At 64.4% G+C, this 13,497-nt stretch carries 13 protein-coding genes; 4 read left to right on the top strand and 9 right to left on the bottom strand.

All coding sequences use genetic code 11. The features are described from left to right. Positions 1–8: 8 nt before the first annotated feature. The 5 genes from FV139_RS12765 to FV139_RS12745 all read right to left on the bottom strand — a co-directional run bounded on the left by FV139_RS12765 (position 9) and on the right by FV139_RS12745 (position 6,261). Entirely contained in the window at positions 9–1,217 is a 1,209-nt protein-coding gene (locus tag FV139_RS12765; RefSeq protein WP_148068838.1) for an acetyl-CoA C-acetyltransferase, read from the bottom strand. A 138-nt stretch (positions 1,218–1,355) separates the two neighbouring features. Further along, positions 1,356–2,867, bottom strand: a complete 1,512-nt coding sequence (locus FV139_RS12760) for an acetyl-CoA acetyltransferase (RefSeq protein ID WP_148068837.1) — start codon at positions 2,865–2,867, stop codon at positions 1,356–1,358. A gap of 42 nt (positions 2,868–2,909) precedes the next feature. Next, positions 2,910–3,521, bottom strand: coding sequence for a maleylacetoacetate isomerase (gene maiA, locus FV139_RS12755; RefSeq protein ID WP_187276520.1), 612 nt, complete (start codon positions 3,519–3,521; stop codon positions 2,910–2,912). A gap of 15 nt (positions 3,522–3,536) precedes the next feature. Further along, positions 3,537–4,256 (bottom strand): dienelactone hydrolase family protein, encoded by a 720-nt coding sequence (locus FV139_RS12750; protein ID WP_148068836.1) that lies wholly within the window; start codon positions 4,254–4,256, stop codon positions 3,537–3,539. Between the two features lie 100 nt (positions 4,257–4,356). Continuing rightward, complete coding sequence (locus tag FV139_RS12745; protein WP_235898646.1) at positions 4,357–6,261, bottom strand: aminotransferase class I/II-fold pyridoxal phosphate-dependent enzyme; 1,905 nt, start codon at positions 6,259–6,261, stop codon at positions 4,357–4,359. A 115-nt stretch (positions 6,262–6,376) separates the two neighbouring features. Between FV139_RS12745 and FV139_RS12740 the strand changes: the two genes are divergently transcribed. After that, a complete protein-coding gene (locus tag FV139_RS12740) occupies positions 6,377–6,829 on the top strand; it encodes an Lrp/AsnC family transcriptional regulator (RefSeq protein WP_213004111.1) in 453 nt (150 codons plus the stop codon). A gap of 14 nt (positions 6,830–6,843) precedes the next feature. On the opposite strand, the gene FV139_RS12735 is transcribed toward FV139_RS12740, so the two are convergent. Both FV139_RS12735 and FV139_RS12730 read right to left on the bottom strand, forming a co-directional pair. Next, positions 6,844–7,596: a lysophospholipid acyltransferase family protein gene (locus tag FV139_RS12735; RefSeq protein ID WP_148068834.1), complete on the bottom strand. Its 753-nt coding sequence runs from the start codon at positions 7,594–7,596 to the stop codon at positions 6,844–6,846. Further along, positions 7,593–8,729 carry an alpha/beta hydrolase gene (locus FV139_RS12730; RefSeq protein WP_148068833.1) on the bottom strand — a complete coding sequence of 379 codons (1,137 nt, stop codon included), beginning with the start codon at positions 8,727–8,729 and terminating at the stop codon, positions 7,593–7,595. The genes FV139_RS12735 and FV139_RS12730 overlap by 4 nt, the downstream gene beginning before the upstream one ends. Positions 8,730–8,899: 170 nt before the next feature. Here FV139_RS12730 and FV139_RS12725 point away from each other — a divergent pair, with 170 nt between their 5' ends. Beyond that, positions 8,900–9,235, top strand: coding sequence for a hypothetical protein (locus FV139_RS12725; RefSeq protein WP_148068832.1), 336 nt, complete (start codon positions 8,900–8,902; stop codon positions 9,233–9,235). A 70-nt stretch (positions 9,236–9,305) separates the two neighbouring features. Here the strand turns inward: FV139_RS12725 and FV139_RS12720 are convergent, their stop codons facing one another. Beyond that, a complete protein-coding gene (locus FV139_RS12720; protein ID WP_148068831.1) occupies positions 9,306–9,869 on the bottom strand; it encodes a hypothetical protein in 564 nt (187 codons plus the stop codon). A gap of 12 nt (positions 9,870–9,881) precedes the next feature. Then, positions 9,882–10,598 carry a class D sortase gene (locus tag FV139_RS12715; protein ID WP_235898645.1) on the bottom strand — a complete coding sequence of 239 codons (717 nt, stop codon included), beginning with the start codon at positions 10,596–10,598 and terminating at the stop codon, positions 9,882–9,884. A 198-nt stretch (positions 10,599–10,796) separates the two neighbouring features. Here FV139_RS12715 and FV139_RS12710 point away from each other — a divergent pair, with 198 nt between their 5' ends. Both FV139_RS12710 and FV139_RS12705 read left to right on the top strand, forming a co-directional pair. Then, a complete protein-coding gene (locus FV139_RS12710) occupies positions 10,797–12,203 on the top strand; it encodes an SDR family NAD(P)-dependent oxidoreductase (protein ID WP_148068830.1) in 1,407 nt (468 codons plus the stop codon). A 134-nt stretch (positions 12,204–12,337) separates the two neighbouring features. Then, positions 12,338–13,489, top strand: coding sequence for an epoxide hydrolase family protein (locus FV139_RS12705; protein WP_148068829.1), 1,152 nt, complete (start codon positions 12,338–12,340; stop codon positions 13,487–13,489). Positions 13,490–13,497 lie beyond the last annotated feature (8 nt).

Genomic DNA, 13,497 nt, shown 5'->3' with positions numbered 1-13,497 from the left:
ACGGCCGCTTACACGCGCTCGATAATGGTGGAGATACCCATGCCGCCGCCCACGCACAGGGACAGCATGGCGCGTTTGAGGCCGCGGCGCTCCAGTTCATCCAGCATGATGCTGACCAGCATGGCGCCGGTGGCACCGAGGGGGTGACCCATGGCGATTGCACCGCCGTTGACATTGGTGACCTCGTGGTCGATGCCCAGGTCCTTCATGTAGCGCATGGCCACAGAGGCAAAGGCTTCGTTGATTTCCCACAGGTCGATATCGGATTTGTTCAGGCCGGCCTTTTTCAGGCATTTTTCCGCGGCGGGGCCGGGGCCGGTCAGCATGATGATGGGGTCGGTGGACAGCACGGCCGTGGCCACGATGCGGCCGCGGGGGGTCAGGCCCAGGTCCTTGCCGGCTTTCTCGCTGCCGATCAGCACGGCGCTGGAACCATCAACGATACCGGAGGAGTTGCCCGGGGTGTGCACGTGGTTGATTCGGTTGAGAGTCGTGTACTTGGACAGGATCACGTCATCGAAACCCATTTGCCCAGGCATTTCGAAGGAGGCGCGCAGTCCAGCCAGGCCTTCCAGGGTGGTGTCGGGCTTGATGAAATCGTCCTTTTCCAGGATGACGATGCCGTTCTTGTCCCGCACCGGAACCACGGACTTGTCGAAGTAACCGTTGTCACGGGCATGCGCCGCGCGCTGCTGTGAGGCCAGGGCGAAGGCGTCCACGTCCTCGCGGGACCAGCCCTCCAGGGTGGCGATGGTGTCGGCGCCGATGCCCTGGGGCACGAATCCGGTTTTCAGGCTGAAGGCCGGGTCTCCGCCCATGGCACCACCGTTGGAGCCCATAGGCACACGGGACATACATTCGACGCCACCGGCGACTACCAGGTCTTCCCAGCCGGAAGCGATCTTCTGGGCAGCAATGTTGACCGCCTCGAGGCCCGACGCACAGAAGCGATCCAGTTGCACGCCGGCAACCGACTCGTCCCACTCGGCGTTCTGCACAATCATTTTGGCCACATCGGAGCCCTGCTCACCCACCGGGGTCACACAGCCCATCACCACGTCATCGACGTAGGAAGTATCCAGGTCATGGCGCGCCTGCAGGGCCTTCAGCAGGCCGGCGCCGAGATCGACAGGTTTTACTTCGTGCAGGGTACCGTCGCGCTTGCCCTTGCTGCGGGGCGTGCGCACGGCATCATAGATGTACGCGGAATTGGACATGATGAAGCCTCTGGCGTTGGTGGTCGGTCAGCGCAGCCCGATGACTGCAAATCGGCCCACATGTTGCGAGCCTGGGCCCCCTGGCGCAATGATGCCGGAGAGCTAAAAAATTGACCCAAAATGACACACAAACCCGCGCTAGAAGCTGAAACGATTGCCGGATTCGGACGGCTCCACCCTGCCCTCCACACCCACCAGGCCTTCGTTCACCAGCCGCTCCAGGGTACCGGCATCGGCCCCGGTATTGGCGACAAAGCGCTGGCCGTCCTCCATCCGTCCCAGCACGATACCCCGGGCCGGCGTGTCGCCCTGGTAGCTGGCCGTGAAGGCCTCGATCGTTCCCCGGCCGCGCGGCGACTCGGCTACCGGCAGCGATTGGATAGCGTCCAGTTCCGCCTGCAGGTCTCTACGGGTTCCAACAGGCCAGGGATCGTTACCGGGAAGGCGGCTGTAGACGCCAATCGAGTGTTTGGTCAGGTAATTGCCGTTGGCGGTGACCATCCCGTGCTCGCCCTCCCCTGCCCGCAGCCGCTGCACCATTTCCACGATGCCATGGCTGGAATAGTTGTTACCGGGGCCACCGAACAGGGTCAGCCCGCCGGTCAGGGTGACGCCGCGCGGGTCGTCGCAGGCGATGCCAATGGCGTCGCAGGCCACCTGCACCGCCGAGGGGAAACAGCTGTAGATATCGAACAGGGCCATGTCGTCGACCGACAGGCCCGCCAGGGACAGGGCCTGGGCCGCGCAGGCGCGGATCGCCGGCGACTGGTGCAACACCGGGCGTTCGCTGACATTCCAGATATCGTTGCCGTCGGCGGTTCCCCGCAGGTAGATTATCTGTTCCGGGGCAACGCCGAGTTCCTGCGCGGTTCCCGCCGTGGTCATTACCAGGGCCGTGGCCATATCGACGGCGAGAATGGCGTTCATCACCCGGGTATAGGGGTAGCTGATGAAGCGATTGCCGTCTGCCGTCGAGACAGCCGCTTCCGGGGTCCACTGTTGCTGGCGCCAGGCATGGGGATTTCCCGCTGCCACCTCGCTCATGCGGCTGACCAGCCCGCCCAACACTGCGAGGTGCTCCGTCTTTGACCAGCCCTTGGCATGGCGCAGGGCGCTCTCGAACAGGGGATAGGTATTGACCGGCTCGTACATGCCATGAGCCTGTTCCAGCTTGCTGCAGGGTCGGCGATATTCGCCGAGCACGACCGGCTCGGCATCCCCGCCCAGCTTCCAGTGGCTGACGTCGGCGCCGGTTTTCAGGGCCTGGGACAAGGTGGCAAACAATTCCCCGCCACTGATCAGCACGCCCCGGCTTGCGCCACTGGCCAGACGGTCGGCAAAAAAATTTACCAGCTGCTGGGGCGTATTGCCTCCCACGTGAGCGGTAAATGTCTGCGCACTCAGGCCGAGGCGCTGGCACAGTGCATCGCCAATGTTGCCGGGCAGCAGCTCCGAGAGGCCCGGCACCTGGTTGGCGAGACAGGGTACGGTGGCCACCGTGTCGATCGCCGTGCCAATGCCGGCAGCACCGGTATCGCCCAGCGCGGCGGCGCTGACGTCCGCCAGCGCATCCACCAGGCTGCGGCTCGGGTCCCTGTCGCGCCAGGTCTGCTGGGCAACGCCGATCAGGACGGGCCGGTTGTCACTCATGGTTTCCCCTTGTCGTTGTTCTTGTCGTTGTGCTTATCGTTGTCAGGGCGCCGCGCTGGCAAAGGCCTGGATACTCTCCAGGTGCCGTGAGATCGCCACCAGCCGGGGGTACGGCGCCAGGTCGAGTTCGAAGCGCCGCGCGTTGAACATCTGCGGCACCAGGCAGACGTCTGCCAGCGACAGCTCCCCACCGTAGCAGTAATCCTCCCCCGTCACCTGTTGCTCCAGGGCGTCGAAACCCTGGCGCAACCAGTGGTGGTACCAGGCCAGTTTCTCGTCCTCGCTATGCCCGAGTTCACGGGTGATGTAACGGAGTACCCGCAGGTTGTTCAAGGGATGGATGTCACAGGCGATGGCATACATCAGGGCGCGCACCCGGGCGCGATCCAGGCTCGCCGCGGGCAGCAGGGCCGGCTCGGGGTGGGTCTCCTCGAGCCACTCCAGAATCGCCAGCGACTGGGTGACTAGGGCGCCATCCTCGAGCCGTAGCGCCGGCACCAGTCCCTGGGGATTGACCGCGAGGTAGGCGTCGCCGCGCTGTTCGAATTCGAGCAGGTTCACCGGCAGGGACTGCCATTCAAGCCCTTTCAGGCCGAGGGCAATCCGGACCCGGAAGGCGGCGGAGGAACGCTGGTAGTCGTAGAGTTCAATCATGTTGTGTCTCCGGTGTCAGGCGAGCGTCTCGGCGAGGAAGTTCTGCACCGCCTGCCAGGAACGACGGTCCGCCAGCGGGCTGTACACGGTCCCCATTTGCGGGTTGTTGGCCACCGGGTTGGTAAACGCGTGCATCGTATTGCCGTAGGCGTGAAGCTGCCAGTCGGCTCCGGCCGCCGACATTTCCGTGGCCAGCGCCAGCACCGACTCCGGCGGCGCCATCGGGTCGTCATATCCGTGCAGGCACAGCACGCTGGCATCGATGGCTTTACCGGCGGTGTTCCCGGGGGCGTCGAACAGGCCGTGCAGGCTGACCACCGAACGCAGGGGAGCGCCCACCCGGGCCAGGTCGAGAGCGCAGAGCCCGCCAAAACAGTAACCGATGGTTGCCATGCAGTTGGCGTCGACCTCGGGCTGGGCCGCGAGCGCCTCCACGCCCGCCAGCAGGCGGCCCTGCAACAGGGGGCGATCATTTTTGAGGGGCAGCATCAACTGCTGGTTTTCCTCGACGCTGGTACCGCGCACTCCTTTGCCGTAGACATCCAGTGCCATGCCAACGTAACCCAGGCCGGCCAGCGCTTCGGCCCGGCCCTGTTCGAATTCACCCCGCCCCGCCCAGGTATGGGCCACGGCCACGCCGGGCCGCGGAGATGCCACCGCGTCGTCCCAGGCCAGCCAGCCGGCAAAGGTGATTGACTGGTGGGTGTATTCCACTTCGCGGGTTTGAATGGCCATGGCCTGGTTCCTGTGCTGCTGCGGGAAAGGGGCCATAGCCTATTACAGGGTGACGGCAGGGGCCAAGCCTGTAACCTCCGACAGGTGCCGCGAATACCCCTCAGGCGCAGACCCGCAGGTAGGGCCTGCCGCCCCGCTCCACCAGGCCGTGGAGTTCGATCCCGTTACCGCTGCGATACTGGGCCAGCAGGAAGCTGGCCACTTCCCGGGTAATGAGCTGCCCCGGGTTGAGGGCGGGTATGCCCGGCGGGTAAGGCACCACCTGGTCGGCACTAATCGCACCGACCAGGGCCTCGTTGATGCCGCCGTCCTCGCGGTCAAGGGCCCGCTCACGCGCCGGGCCAAAGAACGCCTCCCGTGGCAGGCGCACAAATTCGGAGAGCGGCGGCAGCGCGCTGACCGGCGCCTCGGGCGCATCCTCCGGGGGCTCCACGGGGCCGCGCCTGGCGAGCTTTTGCAATGCGTTGAGCAGGCGCAGGACCTTGCTCTGGGTCGCGCCAAGGGTCACCAGTACGGTAAAGGTATTGTGGGTGACCTTCTCGATCTGGATGCCGTAATCCTCAAACAGCGCCAACTGGACTTCCCGCGCGCTCATGCCCGAAGCGCTGACATCGACGCTGAGCTTGAGCGGGTCGAGGCGAATGCCGTCATCCACCAGGCTGGCGGGCAACATGTCCTCCAGCTCGAGCACCCGGAACACACCGGTTTTCTGGATGCCCTCGCGCAACCGCGTGGCGATACCAAGGCAGCGCTGCAACTGGCTGTACCCCTCCAGGCTCACCTGCTTGCGGGCCACGTCCAGGCTGGCAATCATCGCGTACTGGGGGCTGGTGGAGGTGTGCATGTTGAGGTTTTCGCGAAAACGGTGCTCGTCGAAGTCCGGGTCCGCCACGTGAATCATGCTGGCCTGGGAGAAAGCGGACAGCATCTTGTGGGTGCTCTGGGTCACGTAGTCTGCACCGCAGTCCAGCGCGTTGGGACGAAATGCGGGGTGCGCCCTGCCGTGGGCATACCAGGCCTCATCGATCAGGACCTTGACACCACGTTCGTGGGCCGCGGCGATGATCGGCGCGAGGTCGTAGCGGAAGCCGTCGTAGGTACACGAGGTGAGCACCAGCAGGCGCGCCTCCGGGTGCTGTTCCAGTGCGTCGAACACATGCTTCTGTGGCACCGGTCCGTACATGCCATAGCGGCTGTTGACCGAGGCGGGCAGGTAAACCGGCTCGGCACCGAAAAGGATCACCGCGTGGTGGACCGACTTGTGGCAGGCTTGGTCGAGTATGACCTTGCCACCGGCACCGAGCAGGTGCTGCACAATCACCTTGTTGGCCGTTGACGTGCCGTTGGTAACAAAAAACGTATGCTGTGCGCCAAAGGCCTCGGCGGCCAGTTCCTGGGCTTCCTGGATCACGCTGTGGGGCTCCAGCAGGGAATCCAGTGACTGCACCGATACCGAGAGATCAGTGTTAAAGATGTGCTCGCCCATCATGTGGTAGAAGTCCGCTACCCAGGGGCTGTCGCGCAGGCTGTCGCCACCGCAGTGGCCGGGGGTGTGCCAGGCGTCCTTGGCGCTGTATACATAGTCCCTCAGGGTGTCCGCAAAGGGAGTGCGGGCACGGCGGGCGACGGCGCTGCGAATGTGGCGGCACAGCTGACCGGGGCTGATGTCGTCCCGGTCCAGCAGTTCAGCACGCCCTTCAACGGTGTCACCCTCGGGTTCCACCATCACGAAGAGGTCGAGCTCCGGGCGCAGGGCGCGCAGTTTCTCCGGCAACGCGGCAGCGCCTGCCAGGCCCGGCAGGTCGAGGACGGCTGCCTGCAGTTCTCCGCGCTCCGCGGCGAGTCGCAACAGGGCATCACCGCTGTCGCAGGCGGTGAACTCGAGGTCAAAATCACCGTGACGGCGGGTATCAGCGGCCGCACTTCGGGCCAGGCCGGCCAGCAGGTTCTCACGTCTCGGGGTGTCGCCACTGACAATGGCGACGGTAACAGGCTGGGGACTCACACTGGCTCCTTTTCGAATTCTGCCCCCAGTGTAGGGACATCATTCGCCAGAATGAATCGACAAAACTGACGGATTAACGCAAAATTTCCGTCAATTTAACGGAATGCCACTGACCGTGAGTACACTGGACACCCTCGATACCCTCGACAAGACCGACCGCCGCCTGCTGGACCTGCTGACGGCCAATGCCCGGGCCAGCACCAGCGCCCTGGCCCGGGAGCTGGGCCTGTCCCGCTCCACCGTCCAGGACCGCATCGCGCGCCTGGAACGGCGGCGGGTCATCGAAGGCTACACCCTGCGCTACAACGAGCAGTTCCGGGCGCGCATGCTGCGCGCCCACGTGATGATCCAGATCAACCCCAAACTGGCCCAGCGCATCGGGGCGGCACTCGGCGAAATCAGCGCGGTGAAAACCCTGCAGACGGTGAGTGGGGTCTATGACCTGGTCACCACCGTGGAGGCCCCCACCACCGAGGAAATGGACGCGGTACTGGACGCCATCGGCGCCATCGAGGGGGTGGAAAAAACCACCACCTCGATCGTGCTCAGTACCAAGTTCCAGCGCTAGCGCAGCGCCTTGTATCAGGCAGCCCGGCGGGGGTAGGCCTCCGGGTCGAGGCGCTGCATTTCATTTTCAATCCAGCGTTCAACCTCGTCCATCAACTCCCCCGCCTCGCGGCCGGCTGCTGACACCGGCGTGCCTATGGAGACATCAACCACCCCGGGAATGAACGAGAAAGAGCGGCGCGGCCAGCAGCGACCGGAGGTCACCGCCACCGGAATCACACTGGCACCGGTGGCCACCGCCAGGCGGGTGGCGCCGGTTTTGTAGGCGCCGCGTTTGCCCCGCTCGGTGCGGGTGCCCTCCGGGAACATGATCACCCACTTGCCGCGATCCATCAGCTCGGCGCCCTGCTCGGCCACCTTGTTCCAGGCCTCGTTGCGTCTGCTGCGGTCGATATGGATCATGCCCAGCCGCGCCATACACCAACCAAATACCGGTATCGACAGCAGCTCCTTCTTGAACACGTAGGCCAGGGGGTGCGGTGTCATGCTGGGAAAGAAAAAGGTTTCCCAGGTGGACTGGTGCTTGGGGCACAGCACAATGCGGCGCATGTCATCCTTGGCCGGCAGGTTTTCCGCCCCGTGCACCCGGTATCGAACGCCGCCGATAACCCGGGCGACCAAAATGACGCCGCGCAGCCAGGGTACTGCAAACCACCACCACAGCTTGTCGTCCCGGACAAACAGGGACCCCGTCAGCAGCACCACGCCAATCGGAATCACCGACACCACCATCCACAGGAACACCAGGGCAGAGCGCACTACATTCATAGGGTGGCGCCCTCTTCAGCCACCGGATTCTCCCCGGAACCGGGGTCTCCCTGGCCCTGCGCCTCCTGTAGCCGGCCGGGAGGCCGCGCGCCAGCCTCCTGCAGGAACCGCGCGACCTCGGCAAGTGCCGCGTCCGCTTCCTCCAGTTCAGGCGTGAACAACTGCCACACGTGCACCATGTGCGGCCAGGTCTGCAGCTCAACCGCAGAGCCCGCAGCCCGGGCCCGGCGCACGTAGCGACGGGCATCATCCAGCAGCATCTCTGCCTCGCTGGCCTGCACCAGCACCGGTGGCAGGTCGCGCAGATCACCTCGCAGGGGGGACACGATCGGGTCGGAGGGGAAGAACCGGCTGCCCAGCCAACTGCTCCACCACAGCAGCGGACGGGGGTAGCGCAGCATGGCGCCGAAGGCCGGGCCGAGCATGGGATCGCTAGCCTGGTTGCTACTCAGGCTGGGCGACGTGAGCGTACCGTCGGTCGCCGGTGAAAAGGCCACCGCCGCGTCGGCCTGGCGCAGCCCCTCATCGCGAATCCAGGCGATCAACGACAGCGTCAGGTTGCCGCCCGCGGAGTCACCCGCGACCGCCATAAACCGGGCGGGTGCCGGACCCTCGGGGCCGTTGTGCAACAGCCAGCGCCAGGCCTGTTGGCAGTCTTCAATACCGTCGCGCCGCGAGTTCTCGGGCATGAGGCGATAATCCAGGGAGAACACGGCGCAGCCACTGAGTCGCGACAGGGCGTCGGTAATGGTGCGGTGGCTGCGAGGGCTGCCCGCCAGCCAGGCGCCACCGTGGATATACAGCAGGCGCTGGTCCGCGTCACAGCCGGGGGCCAATACCCACTCGCCACGGACCCCGCCCTCTGTCACCGGGACAAAGCGGCTGTGCAGGTCCCGCCCCTCGCTAATGGCGTCCATGGCCCGGCGGATGGAGTGAATACGGGCCCTGCCCCGCAGGCCCTGACTGGCGCGCGTCAACTCGCCCAGTTGCTCCACCACCCCCTGGTGACCGTCGGAGGGCGGCGTGTTGGCAGGGGCAGGGAGCGGCTCGTCGAGCCAGGTGAGATTGGCTCCGCGCAGCTTGAACACGGTGAACGCGCACAGTGCCACAACGGCAACCAGCAACCAGAACATGGGGATGTCTCCTGAACACAATGGGGTGCATTAAACCAGAATGCCACCGCCAGACAAAATGCCGCGTCCCACTCACTGTATTTGCCCGGTGGCGCGGCTATACTAGGTGGTTTGCAGTTTCAACCGACGCACCCGTTGAGCGGGTGGAACAGCCGAGTGAAAGAAGCCACGTGAAAAAGCCCGTGTCCAAAGCCGAACTGCGCGCCGACCTCGAGCGCGCCACCGAGCGTTTCCTGCGCAAGGGCGGCCAGGTCACTGCGGTCCCGCGTGGCACCAGTGGCAGCGACGCGCACACCCCCCAGAATGGCCTGAGTCGACGCCTGTTCGTTGAACCTCGCGAACAGCGCACCCTGATTCCCGAGGTGGTCGCTGCCATTGAAAAACGGCGCAAGGCCATGCTCAAGCGCAAGCCCCAGCCGAAACGCTCGCGCCTGCCCCGCCCCCGCCGCAAGACCATTTACGACGACTTCGGCGAACCCCTGCGCAAGGTCTGGGTCGACGACTGAGACCCGGACAATAAACCCGGGCAATAAAAAAAGGGGCTGTCGAGCCCCTTTCAGAGTACCGCGGTGCTGGTCAGGCGAAGCGACGACGCAGCGCAGTGATCAGGCCACCCAGTGACAGCAGCGCACCGCCGGCGAGGCCGACCAGGAACAGCGGGCTGGCGGTAGTGGGCATTTCCGGTTCATCCGCTTCCTCAATGGTGATGACGGCGATTTCGACATCATCTGCCGGCTCTTCGTCGTGAACCGCCAGCGCCCAGCGGTCGTGGGGCAGGTATACGTTCAGCTCCTGGCCACGGCTCAGCTCGCTGGCCCGGTAGCTGCGGCCGCCGATTTCGGCGCGCCAACTGCTCGGTACCTGGATGCTATGGCTTTCGCCCTTGGTGCCATCCACGTGAATGGGGCGGAAGGTCACGCGATTGCCGCGGACCCTCAGCACCTCGACGCTGGCCTTGGCGTAGAGCTCACCGTTTTTCTCGTAGATGCCCTTGCAGGACTGGGCGATTTCGGGGTACGCCGCCAGCACTGAAGCGGACCACTCGATATCGGCACAGGTCGGGGCGGCCTGGGCGGCCACCTGTCCACTGAGACTGAGCGCGGCGGTCATTCCGGTTGCAACGATCAACTTCTTGAGCATGTCAATTCCTCCTTAGTTTCGATTGACATAGTTTTTGTCCAGCGAAGCACTCACAACAAAGCGCTGTGGCGCGTGCCCGACGAAGTAGAACGGGTAACAGGTCACGAGGGTCAGCCGCTGCTCATCGGTATCGGCGAGCACGTGGGTATCCTCGATTTCCACAATCCGGGTGGCGTCCACGGTGAAATACTTCGGCCCCTGCAGGGTCTCCAGTACCACGCGGTCGCCCAGGCTGATGTCCTTCAGCGCGCGAAAGTAGCCGTCGCGATGGCCGGCGATGCCGATATTGCCGCCCTCGTGGGGGTAGGCCATTCCGTCGATTACCCCGGCGCCACGGTCCATCGTCAGTTCCGAGTCGATGGAATAGACCGGCAGTTGCAACGCCAGGGAAGGGACATTGAGAATGCCGAGTACCGGGGGAAGGTCAAGCTGCAGACTGGCCTGATAGTCGGCTACTCGGCCGGGAGACCAAAGGCTGGTGTCGGGGGCTGGCAGGGCATCTACCGGGAGTGAAGCCATTGACGGCTCGCTGTGGCCTGCGCTGTCAGAGGCCATATCGGCCACTTCAGAATAGGCGAGCTGCACCTGCTTGAAGGCAGCGATGTCAGTCTGCCGCTCGACCTCGCCCACGGCCAACTGGCTGAGGAATAAAGCCGAACAGACCAGGCCGGCCGCATAGCAGCTCCACTCGATAGTGCGCATCAGGCGATTGCGCCAGGACATGGGCATGGACGCTCGCTTTCCCCCAGTGTGTGCCCTGACCACGGGCGTATGGTTATCGGTCGATACAGGGGAAGTCTAACCCGCCATGAGGAAATTGCCACCCCCTTTGGCAATCCGATTGACCGAAATCAAACTCCGGTAAGCGGTTGAACCGGTATTGCCGGTGCACCGTATACTGAAACAGCCCAATTACAGGACCATGCCATGCTCGAGCTGAGGGAAAGCTGCCACGTACCACGCAGTACTGCAGAGGTCAGCCGCTACCTCGCCGACTTCTCCACCGCGGCAGAGTGGGACCCGACCACGGTGTCTGCGAAGCGCCTCGATAGCGGCCCCATTGCCGAGGGGGCCCGCTTCGAGCTGGTATGCAAACTGCCCCTGGGCACGACCCGGGTACGCTATACCCTGACCGGGCTCAAGCATGGGGAGCAGCTGACCCTCTCGGGTGAGAGCGCTTTCTTTACCGTCGACGATGACATCCAGCTCACCGCCACAGACGGCGGCTGCAGGATCGACTACCGGGCCAGTTTCCAGTTTCCCGCGTTCATCGAACGCCTGGTGCAAAAGGACCCCGCCGGCCTGGAAGCCATGGGACGCCGAACCATCGAGAGCCTGGCGACTGCCCTGCGTGACGACAACCCGTCGCCCGAGGCGCAGGAGGATACGCGGCGCGCCGACCGCTGGCTCCTGCCAGGCGTGGCCCACTTTACCCGCGCTGGCTATCGCCGCGGACGCCGGCGCTGGCCGGCAAGCACCACCGACATCAGTGGCCGTCACATCGTGCTGACTGGCGCCACTTCCGGACTCGGCATGGCGGCGGCCAGCACACTCGCCGACGCGGGTGCCCACCTCACCCTGGTAGCGCGCAACCGGGATCGGGGGGAATCCACGGTGGCCGAGTTGCAGAGCCGCAGCGGCAACCGTGACATTGTCCTCGAGTGTGCCGATCTCGGGCTGTTGCAGGACACCGATGACCTGGCTGCAAGACTGCGCGAACAGGGCCGCCCGGTCGATGTTCTAATCAACAATGCGGGTGCGTTGTTCAACCAGCGCGGAGAGACAGCGGAGGGCCTGGAACAGAGCTTTGCCCTGCTGTTGCTGTCGCCCTGGCGCCTGGGGCTCGGCCTGCTGCCCCTGTTGCGGCAGAGCCACGGAGGAAGGGTCATCAATGTTGTATCCGGCGGCATGTACACCCAGAAACTGGACCTCGACATTTTGGCAGGCCAGACGGATGATTATAACGGGAGCGTCGCCTACGCCCAGGCCAAGCGAGCGCTGATGATTGTCACCGAGCACTGGGCCGAAGCCTGGTCCGACGATGGCATTAGCGTCAATGCCATGCACCCCGGCTGGGCCGATACTCCCGGGGTCGAAAGCGCCCTGCCGCTGTTTCACAAACTGGTAGGGCCCTTCCTGCGCAGCCCGGAAGAAGGAGCTGACACCATTGTCTGGCTGTCCCGGGCCCGGGAAGCGGGCCTGGTGAGTGGCCAGCTGTTCCTGGACCGGGAACCCCGGCCGACACACCTGCTGCACAGAACCCGTGAATCTGCCGCGGACCGCGAGGCCCTTCTCGCTCTTCTCGAGCAGTACCGACCCGACTCCAAAGGGTAACCACTCAGGTGACCAGCCTCAGCTTTTGAACTGGCACTGGCATTCGACCTGCAGGGCGCCACCGGCTATTGCAATGCGCCCGGCGCGTGACTACGGTGACATCACTCACCCACCTGCGAATCGAGGAGCAGAGCGTGGCTGGAAACATTCGTCCCTTCCGTATTGATATCCCCGACGCTGTTCTGGCAGACCTGAAAACGCGCCTTGCTGCAACACGCTGGCCGGACGCCGAAACCGTCGACGACTGGAGCCAGGGGATACCACTGGCCTATGTCCAGGAGGTGGCCGGGTACTGGCAGAGTGGCTATGACTGGCGCCAGCGGGAGGAGGCGCTGAACCGCTGGCCCCAGTACCTGGCCGAGGTGGACGGTCTCGACATCCATTTTATCCATGCCCGCAGCCCCCACGAGGATGCCCTGCCCCTCATCATCAGTCACGGCTGGCCCGGTTCGGTGGTGGAGTTCAACAAGGTCATTGCGCCGCTCACCGACCCCGTGGCCCACGGCGGCAGGGCCGCCGACGCCTTCCATGTGGTCGCCCCCTCTCTGCCGGGATACGGCTTCAGCGGCAAACCCACGCGAGCCGGCACCAGTGTCGAGCGCATAGGCCGACTGTGGGGACAATTGATGGCCCAGCTCGGCTATGACCGCTATGTCGCCCAGGGCGGAGACTGGGGCAGCATGGTCACCCAGAGCATCGGACAAACCGAGACCGAACACTGCGCCGGCATTCACATCAATATGCCCACTGTTGCGCCCGACCCGGAAACCATGAACAACCTGAGCGCTGCCGAACAGTCGGCGCTCGAGGCGATGGGCTTCTACCAGCAGTGGGACTCCGGCTACTCGAAACAGCAGTCCACCCGCCCCCAGACCCTCGGTTACGGACTGGCGGATTCGCCTACCGGCCAACTGGCCTGGATCCTGGAAAAATTTTACGCCTGGACCGATTGCGGGAAGGACGGTGTAAAACATCCGGAGAACGCGCTTTCACGGGACGAAATGCTCGATAACGTCATGTTCTACTGGCTCAACAACGCCGCTGCCAGTTCCGCTCGCCTGTACTGGGAGAGCTTCAATTCTCCCAACCTGGACCCCATCACCATGCCCGTTGGCTGCTCCATATTCCCAAAGGAAATTTTTCGCAGCAGTCGTCGCTGGGCGGAAAAACGCTTTACCCAGCTGATCCACTGGAACGAACTGGACCGCGGCGGTCACTTCGCCGCCTTTGAGCAACCCGAGCTGTTCGTCAATGAAGTGCGAACGGCTTTCCGCACTTTGCGCTGAACACCCCA

This window comes from Parahaliea maris, assembly GCF_008064665.1.
GTDB lineage: Bacteria > Pseudomonadota > Gammaproteobacteria > Pseudomonadales > Halieaceae > Parahaliea > Parahaliea maris.
Note: the sequence above shows the minus strand (reverse complement) of the source record. Positions and strands in the feature narration are given on the sequence as shown.